We start from the raw sequence: 19,398 nt of genomic DNA, 5'->3' as shown, positions 1-19,398 counted from the left end.
ATTGCCAAATTCATAATTTATCACGACATATATTTGTCTCGGGTGTTTCGAATAACTCTCTGGCCTTGTAGGAACTTCTGACAAAGGGGCCGGAAGCCACCTGTTTAAATCCGATCTCCCGGGCCATCCGGTCAAGTTGTTCAAATTCTTGGGGGCTGTAGAATTTTTCCACGGAAAGGTGGGTTCTTGTGGGTTGAAGATACTGGCCCACGGTGAGGATATTGCAGCCATGATCGTACAGGTCCTGGAAGGTGGCTTCAAGTTCCTCTATGGTTTCGCCCAGGCCCACCATGATGCCGGACTTGGTCTGCAGCCCGGGAAAGCGTTTTGTGATATTTTGAATCAGGTCAAGGGATCTCTGGTACTGGGCCTGGGGACGGACCCTGGCGTAAAGGTTCTTAACCGTCTCAATGTTGTGGTTGATCACGTCAAGCTCTGCTTTGGCTACGGTTTCAAGGGCCTTGAGATCGCCCTGGAAATCCGGGATCAGGACTTCTACCCGGATGCGGGGACCGGCCTTTTTAATGGCCTGAATCGTACGTGCAAAGTGGGATGCCCCGCCGTCGGGAAGATCGTCTCTTGTAACCGACGTGACAACCACATAGGTCAGTTTCAATTTGAGTACGGTCTCGGCCACCCTTTGGGGTTCATCCGGGTCAACCGGAGTCGGCGCATTTGAGGTTACATTGCAGAAGCGGCAGTTCCGGGTGCAGTTGGATCCCAGGATCATGAACGTGGCAGTGTTTTTTGAAAAACATTCAAACATGTTGGGACAAGCCGCTTCCTGGCAGACGGTATGAAGGCCTGCTTCGGATAAAAGCCGGGTAACCCGCTGGTAATCCCCGCCTTTGGGCATGCTTTTTTTCAGCCACCTGGGTTTGCCTTTCCGGATGGTGTTAGAACCGGAAGGAGGCGTTTCTGTATGGCCGTTGGGGTTGTTCATGGGTTTTGTCCCTTTATGTTAAAATTAAAAATTTTGCAAAAAAAATAAAAAAAAAGATTTTTGACCCGTTCCATGGACGTTTTTGGGTCAAAGAAGATATTTTGATGTTCCTGTGCAAGGGAAGTCATGGATAAATTTTGGAGACCGCAGGGATTGATCCAGGTAAAAGGGGTCAGGTCCGGACAGACATTCAGTGCCAGGCCATGGATGCAGATCCCTTTTTTAATCGAGAGGCCCACACTGCCGATTTTCTTCTTCCCCACCCAGAGTCCGTGGTTTTGCGGATCCCTTCGAGCCTCTACCCCAAACTGCCGGGCCGTTCTCATCATAATTTCCTCAAGACCATGGACAAAGTCGGCCACCCCGATCCTGGATCGCTCCAGGTTCATGATGGGATAGAGTACAGCCTGGCCCGGCCCGTGAAAGGTAATGTTCCCCCCCCTTGCGGTCTGGACAATCTCAATCCCTTTTTCAGCCAGAAACTGTTCCGACACCACAAGGTTTTCCCGTCCCCCTCTTTTACCTAATGTGTAAACCGCAGGGTGCTGGACAAAAAAAACCCGGTCGCCAAGGCGCGGATCCTGGATCATCTTTTCCCGCACAGTGGTCTGAAGATCAAGGACCTGAAGATAATCCCGGATACCAAGGTCCTCAAATACAGCACATCTGTCATCCGCTGAAAGGGCGTGTCCGGTCATGGTTTGGTTCTTTCGTATAAATACGTTTCGGTTACCATTAATTACCCGGCAAATCAAGAATTTCTTGGTTTCGCCATATTGATAGCCCAAGCAGATATTGTCCATTCGGCCGCGTCCGCAGACCCGAATGTAATATATTGGGATCAAATTGAGATATCCATGCACATCGTTTATTCGACCGCTCCATATTCAAATCAACCCGAGCGAGCCTTCCAGGCGTATGCGATGCCGAACAAACCAAATATGATGCTCATCCCCGTAATGATACCCTGGGGCCGGGAGGTCTTCCGGGAGACGGTTTCGGCCGGCTTTGCAGCATGATAACCGTTTTTGATATCAGTTAACTCCCTTTCCAGGTCCAGCCTGTGGGCCATCCCGTCCTGGAGACCAATCTGCCACAGGCCTTTTTGGTCAGGGCGAAACATGAACATCCCGTTCCGGTCAGTCCGGCCTTTCTGGAAAGGCGTGTCACTGCCCGGGCCGAGAATCTCCACGTCTGCATAACTCATGGGTTCGCCGTCGTCGTATTTGGCACATCAGATGTTTCCATGGCGTTCATCCGTTCGATACCTTCAGCCGTAATACTTTCTACCACTGCAGGCCTATTGGCAGTCGCTTCGTCCATAATTTTACCGGTGACGGTCATTTCGCCCAGATCCTGTGCCGGTTTTTGAACCTCTTTATCGTCTTTGCCCGCAGATGAGGAGACTTCAGTTTTGTTTTCATCGTCGTTTTCATTCCCAATGGCCGTGCCTGGGGAAAAAAATAGTTTCCCGCACATAAATATGACAGCAATACAGATCCATTTTTTCCTTTTCAACATTTTTTATGATCTGCCGATGATCAAATGTTGATCAATTTGTCCTGTCCTGTTACGTTAAAAAAAATTTTTTTACCGGAGGTTAACCCCCATGAATCGAGACCTGATTCACCCCTCGTTTTTATTATTACTGGTGTTGTTTATTTCAGCTGTTTTTCTTGTAATGATTAAATCTTTTCTCATGGCTATTCTGCTGGCCGGAATTTTCTCAGCCCTGGCCTATCCGTTCTATGAGCGGCTTAACAAATGGCTGAAAGGAAGACAGGCTGCAGCATCCGGGATTACCATCATGATTATCATCCTGATCGTTCTTCTTCCTTTAAGCGGTCTTTTAGGCATTGTAACCAGCCAGGCCATCAAGGTGGGTCAGACAGCAACACCCTGGGTTCAGAAACAATTGTCTTCACCCGTAGCCATTTCCCAGTGGCTGGAAGATCTCCCTTTTTATGAACAGGTAGAGCCCTACCGAGAAACCATCTACATCAAGGCCGGAGAACTGGTGGGCGCCGCAAGTCAATTTTTTGTCAACGGGCTTCAAACCGCCACCATGGGCACAATCAATTTTATATTTATGGTGGCCATTCTTTTATATACCATGTTCTTTTTTCTTATAGACGGAGATAAGCTGTTAGAGAAAATTCTATTTTATATGCCCCTGGACGATAAGTATGAAAGACGGCTTCTTGACAAATTTACCTCTGTGGCACGGGCCACGATCAAGGGAACCACCATCATCGGTATTGTTCAGGGCGGGGCATCCGGCATCGCGTTTGCCGTGGTCGGCATTGACAGTTCGTTTTTCTGGGGTGCTGTCATGACGGTGTTGTCCATTATACCGGCCGTTGGAACGGCTTTGATATGGATTCCGGCGGCGCTTTGGCTATTCGCCGAGGGTGCATGGTTTAAGGCCGGCGCTCTTATCGTTTTCTGCGGGATGATCGTGGGAAGTGCTGACAATCTTCTGCGGCCCAGGCTTGTGGGCAAAGACACGGAGATGCACGATCTTTTAATTTTATTTTCCACCCTTGGCGGCATTGCCATGTTCGGTATTATCGGCATCATCATCGGTCCTATTATTGCGGCATTGTTTGTCACTATCTGGGATATTTACGGCGTTGTTTTTAAGGATATACTGCCCAAAGTCGGACCGTAAGATAATAGTAGAATATGCGCACATAGTCCTATTGGGTTTGACACTAAACTTTGGTTTTTGATACCCAAGGTTAGGTTTTCATTATTTGAATGGGCGTAATGCATCAATAAAGGGGAAGTATGAGGCACGAATGCTATTTTTGTCATATCAGGACAATTGAAAAACTTATTGATAAATTTAAACCTGATGAAAAAGTTGCAGCAAATTTCATTTTTTCAGTACATAAACTTATTGAATCTAATTGGGAACTTTCAAATCCCCAATTGGCAACTGAAATTCACCGCATGGCCAGGATTCATCTTAGCAATACAAACCTGTATGCCGAAGAAAAATTAGAGGCCAATGATATTCTTCTAAAAGAATACCCATATTGGAAGACCATCGTTAATGAAAGTGAAAATCCTTTTTTCACAGCGGCAAAGCTTTCGGTTATAGGCAATATAATTGATTATGGCGCACAAAGTGTTAATGACGACATATCGAATCAAATTGAATTTTTTTTTCATAAAAATTTAAAAGTTGATATGACGTCAGAATTAAAAAATGAAATCCGTAAAGCTGAAACTATTTTGTACTTAGGCGATAATTGTGGCGAAATAGTTTTTGATAAATTATTTATTGAAACAATGAATCATAAAAACATCACTTTTGCTGTACGGGGAAAACCTGTAATCAACGACGCAACACTTGAAGATGCAAATCAAGTAGGCATTGACAAGATTTGCAGGGTTATTTCCAATGGTTTTGATGCGCCTTCAACACTCATTGACTTTTGTTCAGATGAATTTTTAGAAGAATATAATAATGCTGATCTTATCATATCGAAAGGGCAGGGCAATTTTGAAGGCCTTATGGAAAGTTGCCATCCGAATCAATTTTTTCTTTTAATTGCAAAATGTTACCCAATAGCAAATTTACTGGGTGTTGATAAAAATGATATGGTAGTTTCAAAACTGGTTTTATGATAAAAAAAAATACATAAAATTAAGAAAAGGAGACTGACATAAATGCCATGGATAAAGAAAGAATCGTGTACGGGATGCGGAATATGCGTCGATGAATGTCCTGCCGGGGCAATCGGGATGGAAAATGACATTGCGTTTATAAACGATGTCGAGTGTATCCGATGTGGAATTTGTCATGATGTATGCCCGGAGGATGCGGCGCGTCATGACGGAGAGCGAATCCCTGACGAAGTGCAATCAAATTTAGCTTACGCCAAAAAGTTGTTAGCGCATGAATATTATGCCAATGATAAGACAAAGCAAAAGCAGCTTATCGAACGTTTAAAACGTCTTTTTACTAAAAATAAAAAAGTGGCGGAAAAAACCATTGAGCAGCTTGAACTTCTGAAGAACATGGAATGCCTATAGTAAGTTCTTATTTTATAATAACAACAGCCATGGGCTGACCTGGTCTATGAACACCCAGGCTGAACCCACAACAAAGAATGAATTATTTCTGCCCAGGTATTCACTGATATCCAGCCCCGCCTTTTGCCGAGCTGCATTCGGGGCAGACAAATTATTGCCCAAAAGAATGTTGTGAACCTTTGAAAAAATCAAGTCATTACTGACTTGGTCGGTGTCTGTCTGTTAATTTCGTTAATGCCGGTCCCGCAAGCCAGCAGAAGTTCAGTGGTTTTTTGTCAAGGGTGTTGTTGTCCAGGGTTACCCTTGACTGCGCCATGGCATATGGGTCCACCCGTTTGATTGCTGCCTGGTATATGGCTTTCAGATCAGAAAATGGTTGTGAAGGATCCATGGTTTCTCTGATGAGTATTGGCTGATTAAATTTGGATGCGTCTGATTTTGAACGTGTTGTTTATAACGCTTCCATGCCGGGGTTCCAAGCTGTAGTCCTGGTTTTTTTCAGCAGATCATCGAGCAGCTGGTTTGCTTTTTCAATATAGGATTCCGGCAAAAAATTTTTCATGGTCTTGTAATCTGCAAAGCGCATAAGCATAGCCTGGGCAAAGGGCCTGTTGCTTATCAGAAACCCGGTGTAATGGGGGACATTGGGCCTGGGCTTGGAAATGACATAGGTATCAAAAAATATCCGGTAAAATTCCCTTTGAGGCCGGTAATGGACGGCAAAGGCGTGAAGCCGTTTACTGATTTCAGGGATGACGTCTTTAGGCGCTACCTTTTGGGCGGCATATTCTGCAAGGGTGAAAAAGCTTTTTTCCATAAGTGCGGCCCGTATGCTGACCATGATTTCCCGGTCCTTGTCATGGGTCACTTCACAGATCATGTCACAAAGATTTAAAACCGCGTCTATGGATTCAACGTCCGTTTTATAACTTAATGAAATATAAGCCGTTTTTACCTCTTTTTTTTCATCTGTAAGCCGGGATTCATGCAGATCAAAATTTTCAATGGCCCGCCGGATTTCAAACAATGCACTTTCCACCGACCCCAGGCCGGCACTGTTGTTGTTCTCTTCAATGGAGACATGGTTAATGTTGTTTACAAGCGCCTTGAACAATAGCCGGAAAAGATCATTCACCGGGGTCTGGAATGCCGGGTTCTGGGTAAATTCCCGGCAGAAGCGTGTGATGTGGGGTAGGTTGAACAAGATATTCATCCTGTGCCGCAGGGCGGAAACAGCTCTCTGGCTCGGCATCTTCCCCTGTTCATAGGCTTTGGGCCATACGTCAAAAAAAAGCCACAGCATATTTTGCCTGAGTTTGGAAAATGTATCGCCGATAATGAATCTGGAAGGAATGTCCAAAATCTGACTCAGCCGATACGCCATCGCCAGGAATCGGTCCATCTTTTTTAAGATACCATAGATGGCTGTATCCAGCTTTTCCATGGACTTGAAGTACTCTTTTTTGTTTTTCTCGGTGGTTATGGTCCGGGCGCGGGTATAAAGCAGTTTGGTGAACATCTCGTTGTAACCGGCGATCTCCTGTCGGGATTTATCGGTTATGGCCCCCAGGGTTGTTTTTTCCATGCTCGGCAGTCTGGCTCCAACCAGCCGGCAGATCAGATCTGCGTCATTAATATCTTCGATGTATTCAAACCATGGTTTGTCCTGGGACAGGCTGAAAATAAGTCCTTTCAGGGTATTCGACACAAGGCGCTTATAATCCCTGCCTGCTGTGCTTTGTTTCATAATGGACTGCATATCAGGGTTAAGCAGGCTCTCATCGCGGTTCTCCAGATTGGTTTTTGCCAGGTCAAAATAGGTAATGATGACATTGGTGGTGAGAAGTTCAATGGTGGTTTTATTATCCGCCTCCTGGATCTCCTCCTGGGAAATACTGTCACCTATATCAAATGAGAGCTCCGGCAGATCATGGATCAGAGCCCGAAACAGTGTATAAAGTTCCTCAATATGCTGGTCCGGCAGCACAAATTGCGCTTTTTCCATCTCTTCTAGGAAAAAACGGGTAATCCTCTTGATGGGGACAAGGGGATAACCGTTTTCGTCTTCGGGGTATTTTTTTACAGGCGTTAGGCCTTCGCCCCCCCGGCGCATGATTTCCGGCATATCCTGGCTATACAGCCTGTTCCGGAACGCCTGGACTTTATTTTCATTTAGTATTGTCAACGATCTGTATTCCCATTGCAGTGTCGCCATCTTTGGCGACAAGGGTCTGAAGAATTTTTACATTCTTTCTGGTCTCAAGGATTTCCATTGATACATCCGGACCGTTTATTATGGTTCCCGAGATGACCTGGCCCAAGATAACCGCCTGGGCAATCCCTGGGTTGCGTTGCTGCCACCGGGTGAAATTATCCTGTTCGTTTCTCAGTTTTTCAAGGGTGCTTTCCAGCCGGCTCAACTCAGCCTTGAATCCTTCTTTTTGGCTTTTTTTCTTTTCAATGTGGTCAAGCAGCTGGTTCAGCTCTCTGTCTAAACGTACCAGCAACCGGTTGTTCACCTGTATCTGGGATTTGAGTCCGGCTAAGATGGGATTCCCTGGGCTTTGTGACAACAAAAAGTTATCCTGTCTTGCCCTTTCGATTTCGTGAACCAGTCCCAACGTATTTGTTGTGTCACGGGAAAGTGTTTCAGACAGGGACTCCAGCTTTTCATAGAGCTGTTCCTGTCCGTCGATACTATGTTCAATTCGGTCCTGGATGCGTTTCAGTTCCCGGGCGGTGAAGGCATCGACACCAAAGGTGACCGTGTTGGGTACGGATTTCTCCGTACCCAGTTGCCGGGCAAAAAGCCCTTTGTTGCAGGTGATGTTCGAAGATATGATTTCTCCGTTATTGATGATTACGGCACCGGATGTGATGATTCGGCTGTCCAGGATCTCTTTGTCCACGGTGAGGTTGCCCAGGCAGTAAATAGTAGAGTTCTGTACGAATTTTATGCGGACATTGCCCCGGGCATATACTTTGCCGCCGATCATACCGTTGAGAACCGTAACATCTCCAGTGGCCCGGATTTCTCCGCCGTCCACCGTGCCGACGCGAACCTCATGGCCCATGGCTTTGAATCCGTTCTTGAGTGTGCCTTTGATGACGATATCTCCCTCATAGTCAATGTGCCCGGTTTCGAAATTTACATCACTGGGCGCAATAAAGGCACGGCTTACCTGAATTTTATCAGATTTATCAAGGGTCGGGGTGCCGCTGATTTCAGCATAGAGTTCAAGGCCGTCGGAAGCGCAGATAACCCCTGTGCCATATTTCAGGACCATGTCTGCCACGGCAGGAACGTAAACAACCTGGTCAAAGATATTTCTGCCCTTACGGGCTTCGGTCATGGGGAATTTTTTTGCCAGCAGACTTCCTTTTTTTACCCAGGGGATGGGTCCCCTGTCTTTGAAGTCAATGTTGCCGTCTTCATCAATATCCCCGGCCTTGAGATGGTCTGTTTCAAAAAAATATTCGATCCTGGCATCCTTGCCCGGTACCGGGTCCCTCCCCTGCGCCACCCGGAACGGATTGGTCCTGAATCCCGATGAATCTATGAAGTTTTCTACCTCAGACGATTCAACCAGGCCGTAAACAATACCCTTATCCTCCAGTTGTTCAATGATTTTGGCCGCAGTAACCGTGTCTTTAAATTTACCGGTTTTTCTTATAAATGCCGTCATACCGGAGGCATCAATTTCAAGCATCACGCCGCAGTCAAGCTCTGTGGCCAGCGAGTGATCTGTTTGTTCCGGATCAGGATCTGCCACAGGCCTGCTTGACCGGGTAGTCCCCTGGGGATTCTGCTCTTTTTGAAGTTGCTGTATGATCTCCTGGTACTCTTCCTGGTTAAGTGTCTGGTCTTGTGTCCATATTTTACCGATAAACTCGGGTTGGTTATTTTCCGTAATTGTATTTTTCTGCCGGGTCATCTCCCCAAGGAATTGTTCTTTGCTGACAAACCCTAGGTCAACGGCACAATTTCCGAAGACCTGATTTTTCTGGATGGTTTTTAATGCAGTATAGGTGGCTATAAGAATTTTCATCTGCTTGTCGGTAAGAATTTTTTCCTTTTCAAAATAGTTCTTTAACGCAAGATCAAAATTTTCTGCGTGGCGACATGCTTCTATTGCTTGTGCGCACTGAGCATCTGTAATGAATTTTTTCTGTAAGGCAAGCTTTTCAAGCATATAGATCTTTTGTATTAAGTGAGACCACCCTATTGCTGCAGCATGCCGATCATCCTGCAATCTAAAACTGCGCCTTTTATCAGGATACACCCGGGTTGGAAATGAATTTGCAGATATTGTGGCGCATCAAGGGTAAAACTTCAAGAAAAAACAAAAACCCCCGGCAGTTTTGGAAAAATTCAGGGCTGTTTTCCTGCACAACCGTCGAGGGTTTGAAAAGAAAACTTCCTTTTATCTCCTTTGTTTATGAATATTTTTTAAGGTTGCCTGTTTGAGAATAAATATTTGACAAAACAGGTGGTTTGGATTTATTACGAGGGGTAATCGTGTCTCGGGGCTGGCGGATGGTTCATACCGGCACCATTATCTCATCTCAGGATCAAGCAAAATCTGAGAGGTTAAAGTAAATGCATTTAAAAAACAATTTCTATCTCTGCAGGAATTTAGGCGAAATAGAACAGATCTGCAAGAATGCATTTAAAACGATAACACGAAGGATGTTTCTACATTGGAAAGCTACACCATTGAATCAAGTAAGAAAAAGAGCAGGCTTCCGGCCCGGCTGGATTTTCTCCAGAGTGGTACCGGTCTTGTTCTAGGCCTGTTCGTGTGGGTGCATATGGTTTTAGACGCCAGTATCATCCTTGGACCGAGAGCCTTTAACTGGGTGTCCAAAAACATGGAACTGGCATTTTTATCCGACACCGGGCATGGCTATCCCATTGCCGTCTTTTTCGCCGTATTCATTGTGTTTTTCTTGTTTATCGTTCATGCGCTGCTATGGATTAGGAAATTTCCCATCTCCTGGAAACAGCACCGTATCATAAAAGACCAGATGGCCATGATGAGACATCAGGATACCAATTTATGGTATATACAGGTCCTGACCGGTTTTATTATGCTTTTTGCAGGTCCTGTTCATCTTTACACCATGCTTACCCATCCGGGTTCCATTGATCCCTACCTGTCCGCCGGCAGGGTGCTGGGTGGCAATATGTGATTTATTTATCTGATCCTGCTGGTGTGCGCCGTGCTTCACGGCAACATCGGCCTTTATCGGCTGTGCATGAAATGGGGTTGGTTCCAGGGGGGTGACTATCGACGTGCCAGAGAAAATCGAGCAAAATTGAAAAATTTGCGAAACAAGCTGATTATTGTTTTTTTGTCTGCAGGGCTTCTCGCTCTTTTGGTTTTTGTGATTATCGGCCTGCGCTATAAAGATGATAACCCCCATCAGTCCACCACCAGGGCCCAGACCTATGGGGCTGAGCCTGCAGCGGAGCGTGCGTTCCATCAAGCGCTGCCTGACACTCAAGTCGTTCATGAACAGGCCGCTTCCTCCCCCATCGAAGAAAGCATGCCCAATGACAGTGCCCCTGTGGTCCGGGAGTTTGAAGCTGCCCACGAAAAAGTGGTAGATGATCCGGGCGATCTCCAGCTATGAATCCAGAAAGAACTCCAGGAAGGAATCCAGGAAGACGCTGCAGGTGATGATGACGCAGCCCATGAGGCACTCATCGAAGAAGCCGGGCCTTCGGAATCCGAAGAATACGCCCCCGAAGGGGAAATCCACCACATGATTGAAGGCGGTCATAGTCCAGAAGAAACACTCTAAGAAAGGGAACGCCCAATGAATATCATATATACGGATTCACTTGTTATCGGTGGCGGTTTGGCAGGGCTTCGCGTGGCCATTGCAGCCAAGCAGAGGGGCTATGATTCCATTATTCTATCTTTGGTGCCTGCCAAACGGTCCCACTCTGCTGCGGCCCAGGGCGGCATGCAGGCAAGCCTTGGCGCCTGTGCCAAAGGCGAAGGGGATGATGAAGATATCCACTTTGAAGATACGGTTAAGGGGTCTGATTGGGGGTGTGACCAGGATGTCGCCAGAATGTTTGTTAACACGGCGCCCAAAGCCATCCGACAGCTTTCAGCCTGGGGCGTTACCTGGTCGAGGGTCAGGGGCGGTGACGAGGAAGTAATTATTGACGGCAGCAAGCAGATCATCACTGAAAAGCATGAGGCCCACGGCCTGATCACAGCCCGGAGTTTCGGCGGCACCCAAAAATGGCGCACCTGTTTTACCGCCGACGGTACCGGTCACACCATGCTTTATACTATGGGCAACAAGGCCACCCAGATGGAGATCCCCGTCCATGAAAGGAAAGAGGCCATTGCCCTGGAAACGGGCATTGCCGCCCTGGGGAATATGGAAGCGGTGCAGTTCCATCCCACCGGTATTGTACCTGTGGGTATTCTGGCCGGCGAAGGATGCCGGGGGGATGGCGGCCTGCTCCGGGATAGGAACGGCTACCGGTTTATGCCCGACTATGAGCCCGATAAAAAAGAGTTGGCCTCTCGCGATGTTGTGTCCAGGCGCATGATTGAGCACATACGAAAGGGCAAAGGGGTCCAGTCTCCCTACGGTGATCATCTCTGGCTGGACATCAGCCTTTTGGGCAGCAAGCATATTGAAAAGAACCTGCGCGAAATCAAAGAGATCTGCGAATACTTTCTGGGTATTGATCCGGTTTCGGAATACATCCCTGTCAGACCCACCCAGCATTACGCCATGGGCGGGGTCAGAACCAAAGCCACGGGCGAAAGCCCGACCCTTAAGGGGCTGTTTTCGACCGGTGAAGCCGCGTGCTGGGACCTGCACGGATTTAATCGCCTGGGTGGCAACTCTGTTGCTGAAACCGTTGTGGCCGGCATGATCGTCGGTGAATTTGTGGCGGACTATTGTGCTGCCAGCAGCCTGACTATATCCACCGCAACCATTGAACACTTTATGAACCGTGAGGAAAAAAAGATTGGAGACCTGCTCACCCGGGAATATGGAGAAAACCCGTTCCGGTTGAAAGCTGAAATGCAGAAGATTATGATGGACAAGGTGGGGGTTTTTCGCAACGCATCGGAGCTGGAACAGCCTGTGGACGGGCTCAAAACGCTCAACCAGCGGGCAAAAAATATAGCATTGCGGAACAAAACATCTTCAGCCAGCCCCGAGCTTGTGGAAGCCATCCGGGTGCCCAAGATGATTAAATTAGCCCTGTGTGTGGCCTATGGTGCCATGCTGAGGACCGAAAGCCGGGGGGCCCATGCCCGGGAAGATTTCCCGGAAAGAAATGACCGCGACTGGCTCAAGCGCACCCTGACGTCCTGGGAGGACGACGATGCAGATTTGCCGAAAGTCACCTATGAGGCGCTGGATGCCATGAAAATGGAGCTGCCGCCGGGGGGAAGGGGATGTGGTGAGGACAAAACCATTCACCACCCGGATACGGAAAAACGCGTGGCCCAGATCGAAAAGATAAAAAATGCCAATAAAAAGGCAGACCGTTTCGAGATGCAGGAACTGCTCAATCCCACGTCCATCCCGGAAAAATTCAAAGGCAAAAACGAGCGTATCGGCAGGGGGTATAAATAATGAGCGAAAAAGGAAGACGTTTAAAATTTGAGATATGTCGGTACAACCCGCAGAAAAATGGCGACGCGCCGCGTATGGAAACCTATGAGGTCACCGAAGCCCCGGGGATGACCATTTTCATTGCATTAAACGAGATCCGGGAACAACAGGACGCCTCTTTGCAGTTTGACTTCGTCTGCCGGGCCGGGATCTGCGGTTCCTGCGGCATGGTGATCAACGGGAAACCCGATTTGGCCTGCCGGACCCTGACCTCAAAATTTGAAAATGGACAGATTACCCTGCCCCCCTGCCCGGGTTTGAGCTGATCGGTGATCTGTCCGTGAACACGGGCAAATTCATGCAGGCCATGAGCGAGCGGGTGGAATCGTGGATCCATGATATTGAAACTGACGATATGGATTTCGACCAACTGGAAGAGCGCATGGACCCCGATATCATGGATGAGGTATATGAACTGGAACGCTGCGTGGAGTGCGGGTGCTGCGTGTCTGCCTGCGCCACGAAACGTATGCGGCCCGATTTTCTGTCCGCCGTGGGTTTCATGCGTCTGGCCCGGTTTTATCTGGATCCCAGGGATAAGCGGACCGATGAAGCATTTTACGAGATCATCGGTGATGATGACGGGGTGTTCGGCTGCATGACCCTTATGGGGTGCGAGGATCACTGTCCCAAGAATCTGCCCCTTCAGACCCGGATTGCATATTTAAGACGCAGGATGGCTATGATTAAATAGGAAATTGGAAAAATATAAAAGAAAATTGGACAATTTGTTCGGACTTTTATATTAATTATTTCAAATAATGGCGGCAGGCAGCAGGCAGTTCAGATTGCTGCTTGTCAGATCTTCTAAAATAGGGAAAAACTAAAAGAGGGAAAAACGAATGGAATTTAACTATGAACCCATGTTTCCGTTAAAAAAGGATGCAACGCAATACCGCCTGTTGACCAAGGATCATGTCCGGGTCCGGGAATTTGAGGGTAAGGATGTGGTCATGGTGGAGCCCGTTGCATTGACTCTACTGGCCAAGGCTGCCTTTAAGGATGTGGCCCATCTGTACCGAGCTGAACATCTGGCGCAGGTGAGGGCCGTGATTGATGACCCTGAAAGTTCTGACAATGACCGCTATGTAGCCCTGGAGCTTTTGAAAAATGCCGTAATTTCGGCTGAAAAGGTCTATCCCATGTGTCAGGACACCGGCACCGCCATTGTTATGGGTAAAAAGGGGCAGCAGATCTGGACTTGGTCCAATGATGAGTGCGAATTGTCCAAAGGCGCCTTTGAAGCCTATACACAAAATAATTTGCGGTACTCCCAGAATGCGCCGCTCACTATGTACAAAGAAGTGAATACCAAAAACAATATGCCTGCCCAGGTGGACATCGCTGCGGTCCAGGGTGATGAATATAACTTCCTGTTCATGGCAAAAGGTGGTGGTTCTGCCAATAAAACAGCCCTGTTCCAGATGACCAAGGCCGTGCTCAATACCGAAGAGAGCCTGATTAACTTCATGCTCAAAGAAATGAAGCACCTGGGCACAGCAGCCTGTCCCCCGTATCACATCGCATTTGTTATTGGCGGAACCTCTGCAGAACTCAATCTCAAGGCTGTGAAGCTGGCTTCGGCCCGTTACCTGGATACCCTGCCCACCACGGGCAGTGAAACCGGTCATGCGTTCAGGGACATTGACCTTGAGCAAAAAGTTCTGGACCGGTCCAGGGATTTAGGCCTTGGCGCACAGTTCGGCGGCAAATACTTTGCCCTGGATATCCGGGTCGTAAGACTTCCCCGCCACGGGGCTTCCTGCCCCATCGGCATCGGCGTCTCCTGCTCAGCTGACCGTCAGATCAAGGGCAAAATCAATCGGGACGGCATTTTCCTGGAACAGTTGGTCGAAAACCCGGCAGAATACCTGCCCGCCAGCGAACCTGAAATGGCTCCTGCCGTTGAGATTGACCTGAACCGTTCCATGGATGAAATTCGCGCTGAACTGACCAAATATCCGGTATCCACCCGTCTTTCTTTGACCGGTAAAATCATTGTGGCCAGAGACATTGCCCATTCCAAGTTTATGGAACGGTATGAAAAGGGCGAGGGGCTGCCCGATTACATTAAAAATCACGTCATCTATTATGCAGGGCCTGCAAAGACACCTGAAGGCGAAGCTTCCGGATCATTCGGGCCCACCACAGCCGGCCGCATGGATCCCTATGTGCCTATTTTTCAGAAAGAAGGTGGGTCCATGGTCATGCTGGCCAAGGGCAACCGCTCTCAGATCGTTACCGATTCCTGCAAAACTTACGGCGGTTTCTATCTGGGTTCTCCTGGTGGTCCTGCCGCACGTCTGGGCAAAGATTTTATTAAAAAAGTCGAGCTGGTTGAATATGAAGAGTTGGGTATGGAAGCCGTGTGGATGATCACGGTGGAAAAATTTCCTGCGTTTATCCTTGTTGATGATAAGGGCAATGACTTTTTTAAAGGCCTGGTATAAATAGTACTTTAATATTCAATTTGTTTTTAAAGTCAAACAGGACAGACAGGGCTGCCGGATCTATTTAAGGTGTCTGTCTGTCCTGTTTCCATCTGGAAAGGGGGGAATATATGGAAGTCATTCTGCTGATGGCCTCAACGGTGGACGGTAAGATTGCCAAGAACTCCGGCCAGCTTGTCGACTGGACCGGCAAAGCCGATAAAAAATATTTTGTGGAACTGACCAAAAAGTCAGGTGCCATGATTATGGGATCAAAAACCTATGACACCATTGGCAAACCCCTTCCGGAACGACTTAATGTTGTCATGACCCGGGATAAATCCAGGCAAAGTGATCAGGACAACCTGATATTTACGGATCTGCCCCCGGCTAAGATTCTTGAAGATCTTGAACGCAAGGGATATACCAGTGCGGCCCTGATTGGCGGAGCCACGGTCAACACGTTGTTTGCCCGTGACAATTTGATCACCCAGGTGCACTTGACCTTGGTGCCCCGGCTCTTTGGTTCAGGGCTGTCCCTATTTGCCCCACCCCTTGATCTTGACATAGGCCTGAGGTTTGAGTCCAGTCAGGATATGGGAAACGGGCATCTGCTGCTCATTTATTATGTGGAAACCCATGAAAAATAGTGTAGTCACAACTAAGAAAAAAAATTTCGTTGTTCGTTTTTTGGAGTGGATCGCAAAGGGCACCCAGAAGGCGAACCAACAGGGCCGTGGCCCCTGCAAATCCTGAGCCCCGAGAAAATGACCGGCCCGGTGGGCCGCATATTGTTTCGGGGTGTGAAAAAAAAGGAGTGCTTAATAATGCAAAATAAAATAAGAATACAGATTTTAGCCGCCTGGTGCGGGCTAATTTTCCTGTGTATTGGACTGGTGTGGGTTCTGCCCTCTGGGGCCCCTACCAAGGAAATGGTTTTTAAACTGGATCAGTTCATTGATCCCGAAACCTGCGGGGCGTGTCATGATGAGATTATGGCCCAGTGGCAAAATTCCATGCACCACCTTTCCCATAAAGACCCGGTTTATACCCGGGTGGCAAAATTTTACCTCCAGGGCCTGACCGAAGCCGGTCATATTGCTGAGGCCGAGTCATGCGTGAAGTGCCATACCCCTGTGGGATATGTTACCGGTTTTCCCAAAAAAGTGTCTGATGAGTTTTCACAAATTGAGGGAATTGCTGCTCAGGGTATCCAATGTGACTATTGCCATGTGGCCGTAGATATAACCAAGATGTACAACAACGGACTGGTCTTATCACCCGGCCAGGGCGAGGATGATCCCGGTATCAAGTATGGGCCCTTTGACGATACTGAACCTGAGTTTCACGATGCCGCGTTTTCAAAACTGCATACCGATTCAAAAATTTGCGGTACCTGCCATGATGTTAAACATGTGGCCTTTGGCACCGACCTTGAAACCACATACACGGAGTGGGAAAACGGCCCGTACAACAGTCCTGATCCTGAAAAGCATGTCTCCTGCCAGGGGTGTCATATGTACCAGCGGCCGGGAGTGCCTGCCACAGGGTCCACGCCGCGGCCCGAAAACCCGGGCAGTGCCACACCAGACGCAAAACAGCGGCCCCATATCTTTACCCACTATTTTGTGGGCGCCAATTCCGGTTTGCCCCAGATGTTTTCCGACAAAGAGAAATCCGCCATGGCTGTGGCGCGCCTGAGGCATGCGGCTGAAATTTCCCTGGAGATGGAAAAAGAAAACACCGCCCGGGTGGTGGTCTCCAATACAGGTGCCGGACACAGCCTGCCCACAGGATTAGCTGATATGCGCCAGGTATGGATTGAACTCACCTTGACGGACAAGGATGGCAACATCGTATACCAGACCGGTGTGCTCGATAAAAACAATGAGCTGCCGGAAAATACGGTGATATTTAATACCATTTTTGGGGACGGCAAAGGCAACCCTGTCATCAACATTGCCAAAGCCAAGGAAATTTTGTCAGACACCCGGATTCCTGTAGGCAAAAGTGCGTCCCGTTTATTTGCATTAAATCCCGCACCCCGACGCGGGTACACATTGACCGCACGCCTGCTGTACCGGTCCATGCCGCAGAAAATTCTTAATCAGTTGCCCGGAGAGCCTCTCGGGCCTTTGCCGGTGGTGGAGATGGCTGCGGTACGGAAAGAATTTTAATGCATTTGTTCGATATTTTTGTCATTTCAATCGGACTGGCCATGGATGCCTCGGCGGTATCCATGGCTGCTGCGGCCTGCGGGTATGCACAAGGCCCGCGGGCCGTGTTCCGTTTGGCCTTTCATTTTGGTCTGTTCCAGTTCATGATGCCGGTGGTCGGGTGGTTTCTGGGTACCGTATTTGTGTCATATGTCCGAGCCGTGGACCACTGGATCGCTTTTGGTCTTTTGGTCTTTGTGGGCGGGCGCATGGTTTGGGAAGGTTTCTCCCATGCCGAAGAGTGCCTTCACAGGGATCCTTCCAAGGGCTTTACCATGGTCATGCTCAGTGTTGCCACCAGCATTGATGCCCTGGCCATCGGCCTGGGGCTGGCCGTGATGGATGTCAATATCTGGTACCCTTCAGCGCTTATTGGTATCATTACCTGTGCCATGTCCGTAGCCGCCATATACATCGGAAAACGCCTGGGGGCGGCCCTCGGCAGCCGGATGGAGATTGTAGGCGGAATCATTTTGATTGCTCTTGGCTTAAAAATTCTGATTCCCGCGCTTTTTGGCGCGGCTTAATTTTTAAACAGATGAAAACAACCCATAAGCACTATATCTGCAATGCCGCAAAAATGGCCGCGCTGGCTGACCACAGTGTCCGTCTTGTGGTGACATCGCCTCCCTATCCCATGATTGAGATGTGGGATGAAATTTTTAGCCGCCAGGACGGAAAAATAGAAAAAGCCCTTGAAAAATCCGATGGAGCCCTTGCCTTTGAACTCATGCACCAGGTGCTGGACCAGGTCTGGAAAGAGGTATTCCGGGTACTTTCACCCGGTGGATTTGCCTGTATCAATATCGGTGATGCCACGCGTACCCTGGAGGATAATTTTGGCCTTTACCCCAACCATGCCAGAATATTAAATGCGGCCCAGGCATTAGGATTTACCGCCTTGCCCTGCATATTATGGCGAAAGCAGACCAATGCGCCCAACAAGTTCATGGGATCGGGCATGCTGCCGGCCGGGGCCTATGTTACGTTAGAGCATGAATATATTCTTATTCTAAGAAAGGGGGGAAAACGTGAATTTACATCTCCTGCCGCCAAGGAAAACCGACGGCAAAGCGCATTTTTCTGGGAAGAGCGCAACCAGTGGTTTTCAGACATCTGGATGGATCTTAAAGGCATCCGCCAGGCCATGGGAAAACAAAAGAGCCGCAACCGCAGCGGTGCCTTCCCCTTTGAACTGGCCTATCGCCTGATTAACATGTATTCCGTGAAACAGGATCTTGTTCTGGACCCGTTTCTGGGTACGGGCACCACAATACTTGCGGCCATGGCTGCCGGGCGCAATTGTGCAGGATATGAAATCGACCCCACTCTTTTGGAAAATTTTTACGATAAATGTAATAATTCGCTTGGCCAGTTTTCATCGGTCATTCAGCAACGCATAGATTTTCATAATGAATTTGTCCAGGGGCGCCTGGACGCCGGAAAACCCATCAAGTATGAAAATACGCATTATGGATTTCCCGTGATAACGAACCAGGAAAAAGAGATAGTATTCAGTATTCCGGTATCTGTTGAGCAACAGGATGATGAGAGTCTGGTTGTCAATTATGCTCTCCCGTCCAGGGAAACCTCGAATGTCTTGGCTGGAGCTACAAATACCCCAACTGTGGCCGGAACCTGTGGCGCAACGTCCCGGGCCGGCGGGCTTTTATTTCCGGACTTTGATCCCGGTCATTGACGTCTCTTGTTTTCAATGTGTTATGAAATTTCACTGAACGATTTGCCCAGTTTCGCTATGGGCGGATAAGCTTTCCAGAAACCTTCATTTTCCCTGAAATCAGGCAAATTCGAATCGACACCCATACTGCCACCGGCCGTTATAAAAAGTACGTCTGCATCTTTAATTTATGTGACTGGGCAAACTTGAAATAACACAGAACGCCATTATTCTTTACAAATGGGCGGGATGGCGGATATTATAATACATAATTTCCCAGGTCGATATTTGATCATTTAAACAAGACGCGTGAAACCAAAAAAGGAGAACATTTATGGGATCTATTACACTTGGCGGAAATCCGGTAACTTTGGCAGGTACTTTTCCCAAAATCGGTGAAAAGGCAAAAGATTTTAACCTGGTGGG

General features: G+C 48.2%; 20 protein-coding genes. 13 read left to right on the top strand and 7 right to left on the bottom strand.

The window, feature by feature from the left end; all coding sequences use genetic code 11:
- Positions 1-10 precede the first annotated feature (10 nt).
- The 4 genes from lipA to AB7U36_RS05250 all read right to left on the bottom strand — a co-directional run bounded on the left by lipA (position 11) and on the right by AB7U36_RS05250 (position 2,464).
- Positions 11-943, bottom strand: coding sequence for a lipoyl synthase (lipA, locus tag AB7U36_RS05265; RefSeq protein ID WP_428158742.1), 933 nt, complete (start codon positions 941-943; stop codon positions 11-13).
- Positions 940-1,641: a lipoyl(octanoyl) transferase LipB gene (gene lipB, locus AB7U36_RS05260; protein ID WP_287562159.1), complete on the bottom strand. Its 702-nt coding sequence runs from the start codon at positions 1,639-1,641 to the stop codon at positions 940-942. Before lipB ends, lipA begins: the two co-directional genes overlap by 4 nt.
- A 194-nt stretch (positions 1,642-1,835) precedes the next feature.
- Entirely contained in the window at positions 1,836-2,150 is a 315-nt protein-coding gene (locus tag AB7U36_RS05255; protein WP_428158741.1) for a hypothetical protein, read from the bottom strand.
- Positions 2,147-2,464 (bottom strand): hypothetical protein, encoded by a 318-nt coding sequence (locus AB7U36_RS05250; protein WP_428158740.1) that lies wholly within the window; start codon positions 2,462-2,464, stop codon positions 2,147-2,149. The genes AB7U36_RS05255 and AB7U36_RS05250 overlap by 4 nt, the downstream gene beginning before the upstream one ends.
- Positions 2,465-2,552: 88 nt before the next feature.
- On the opposite strand from AB7U36_RS05250, the gene AB7U36_RS05245 reads away from it, so the two are divergent.
- The 3 genes from AB7U36_RS05245 to AB7U36_RS05235 all read left to right on the top strand — a co-directional run bounded on the left by AB7U36_RS05245 (position 2,553) and on the right by AB7U36_RS05235 (position 4,987).
- The gene (locus tag AB7U36_RS05245) at positions 2,553-3,614 is read left to right on the top strand and encodes an AI-2E family transporter (RefSeq protein ID WP_428158739.1); all 1,062 of its coding nucleotides are present in this window, start codon (positions 2,553-2,555) and stop codon (positions 3,612-3,614) included.
- Positions 3,615-3,733: 119 nt separating this feature from the next.
- Positions 3,734-4,579 (top strand): damage-control phosphatase ARMT1 family protein, encoded by an 846-nt coding sequence (locus AB7U36_RS05240; protein WP_287038544.1) that lies wholly within the window; start codon positions 3,734-3,736, stop codon positions 4,577-4,579.
- Positions 4,580-4,621: 42 nt separating this feature from the next.
- Positions 4,622-4,987 (top strand): indolepyruvate ferredoxin oxidoreductase subunit alpha, encoded by a 366-nt coding sequence (locus tag AB7U36_RS05235; RefSeq protein WP_286817848.1) that lies wholly within the window; start codon positions 4,622-4,624, stop codon positions 4,985-4,987.
- A 196-nt stretch (positions 4,988-5,183) separates the two neighbouring features.
- On the opposite strand, the gene AB7U36_RS05230 is transcribed toward AB7U36_RS05235, so the two are convergent.
- Genes AB7U36_RS05230 through AB7U36_RS05220 form a run of 3 tightly spaced genes read right to left on the bottom strand, consistent with a single transcriptional unit; the run spans position 5,184 to position 9,180 of the window.
- Positions 5,184-5,378 (bottom strand): hypothetical protein, encoded by a 195-nt coding sequence (locus tag AB7U36_RS05230; protein ID WP_428158738.1) that lies wholly within the window; start codon positions 5,376-5,378, stop codon positions 5,184-5,186.
- 60 nt (positions 5,379-5,438) lie between these two features.
- On the bottom strand, positions 5,439-7,202 hold the full coding sequence (locus AB7U36_RS05225) for a hypothetical protein (RefSeq protein ID WP_428158737.1): 1,764 nt from the start codon (positions 7,200-7,202) through the stop codon (positions 5,439-5,441).
- Complete coding sequence (locus AB7U36_RS05220) at positions 7,156-9,180, bottom strand: FapA family protein (protein WP_428158736.1); 2,025 nt, start codon at positions 9,178-9,180, stop codon at positions 7,156-7,158. The genes AB7U36_RS05225 and AB7U36_RS05220 overlap by 47 nt, the downstream gene beginning before the upstream one ends.
- A gap of 508 nt (positions 9,181-9,688) precedes the next feature.
- Between AB7U36_RS05220 and AB7U36_RS05215 the strand changes: the two genes are divergently transcribed.
- The 10 genes from AB7U36_RS05215 to AB7U36_RS05170 all read left to right on the top strand — a co-directional run bounded on the left by AB7U36_RS05215 (position 9,689) and on the right by AB7U36_RS05170 (position 18,993).
- Entirely contained in the window at positions 9,689-10,180 is a 492-nt protein-coding gene (locus AB7U36_RS05215) for a hypothetical protein (protein ID WP_428158735.1), read from the top strand.
- 126 nt (positions 10,181-10,306) lie between these two features.
- Positions 10,307-10,624 carry a hypothetical protein gene (locus AB7U36_RS05210; protein ID WP_428158734.1) on the top strand — a complete coding sequence of 106 codons (318 nt, stop codon included), beginning with the start codon at positions 10,307-10,309 and terminating at the stop codon, positions 10,622-10,624.
- 186 nt (positions 10,625-10,810) lie between these two features.
- Positions 10,811-12,610 carry a fumarate reductase flavoprotein subunit gene (locus AB7U36_RS05205; protein WP_428158733.1) on the top strand — a complete coding sequence of 600 codons (1,800 nt, stop codon included), beginning with the start codon at positions 10,811-10,813 and terminating at the stop codon, positions 12,608-12,610.
- Positions 12,610-12,915, top strand: a complete 306-nt coding sequence (locus AB7U36_RS05200; protein WP_428158732.1) for a 2Fe-2S iron-sulfur cluster-binding protein — start codon at positions 12,610-12,612, stop codon at positions 12,913-12,915. Before AB7U36_RS05205 ends, AB7U36_RS05200 begins: the two co-directional genes overlap by 1 nt.
- 14 nt (positions 12,916-12,929) lie before the next feature.
- A complete protein-coding gene (locus tag AB7U36_RS05195) occupies positions 12,930-13,343 on the top strand; it encodes a 4Fe-4S dicluster domain-containing protein (protein ID WP_428158731.1) in 414 nt (137 codons plus the stop codon).
- Positions 13,344-13,491: 148 nt separating this feature from the next.
- The gene (locus tag AB7U36_RS05190; protein ID WP_428158730.1) at positions 13,492-15,099 is read left to right on the top strand and encodes a fumarate hydratase; all 1,608 of its coding nucleotides are present in this window, start codon (positions 13,492-13,494) and stop codon (positions 15,097-15,099) included.
- Positions 15,100-15,209: 110 nt separating this feature from the next.
- Entirely contained in the window at positions 15,210-15,728 is a 519-nt protein-coding gene (locus tag AB7U36_RS05185) for a dihydrofolate reductase family protein (RefSeq protein ID WP_286817841.1), read from the top strand.
- A 177-nt stretch (positions 15,729-15,905) separates the two neighbouring features.
- On the top strand, positions 15,906-17,255 hold the full coding sequence (locus AB7U36_RS05180) for a multiheme c-type cytochrome (RefSeq protein WP_428158729.1): 1,350 nt from the start codon (positions 15,906-15,908) through the stop codon (positions 17,253-17,255).
- On the top strand, positions 17,255-17,821 hold the full coding sequence (locus tag AB7U36_RS05175; protein WP_287561080.1) for a manganese efflux pump MntP family protein: 567 nt from the start codon (positions 17,255-17,257) through the stop codon (positions 17,819-17,821). The genes AB7U36_RS05180 and AB7U36_RS05175 overlap by 1 nt, the downstream gene beginning before the upstream one ends.
- An 11-nt stretch (positions 17,822-17,832) precedes the next feature.
- Positions 17,833-18,993 carry a DNA-methyltransferase gene (locus AB7U36_RS05170; RefSeq protein ID WP_428158728.1) on the top strand — a complete coding sequence of 387 codons (1,161 nt, stop codon included), beginning with the start codon at positions 17,833-17,835 and terminating at the stop codon, positions 18,991-18,993.
- Positions 18,994-19,398 lie beyond the last annotated feature (405 nt).

This window comes from Desulfobacter sp. (genome assembly GCF_050177295.1).
Note: the sequence above shows the minus strand (reverse complement) of the source record. Positions and strands in the feature narration are given on the sequence as shown.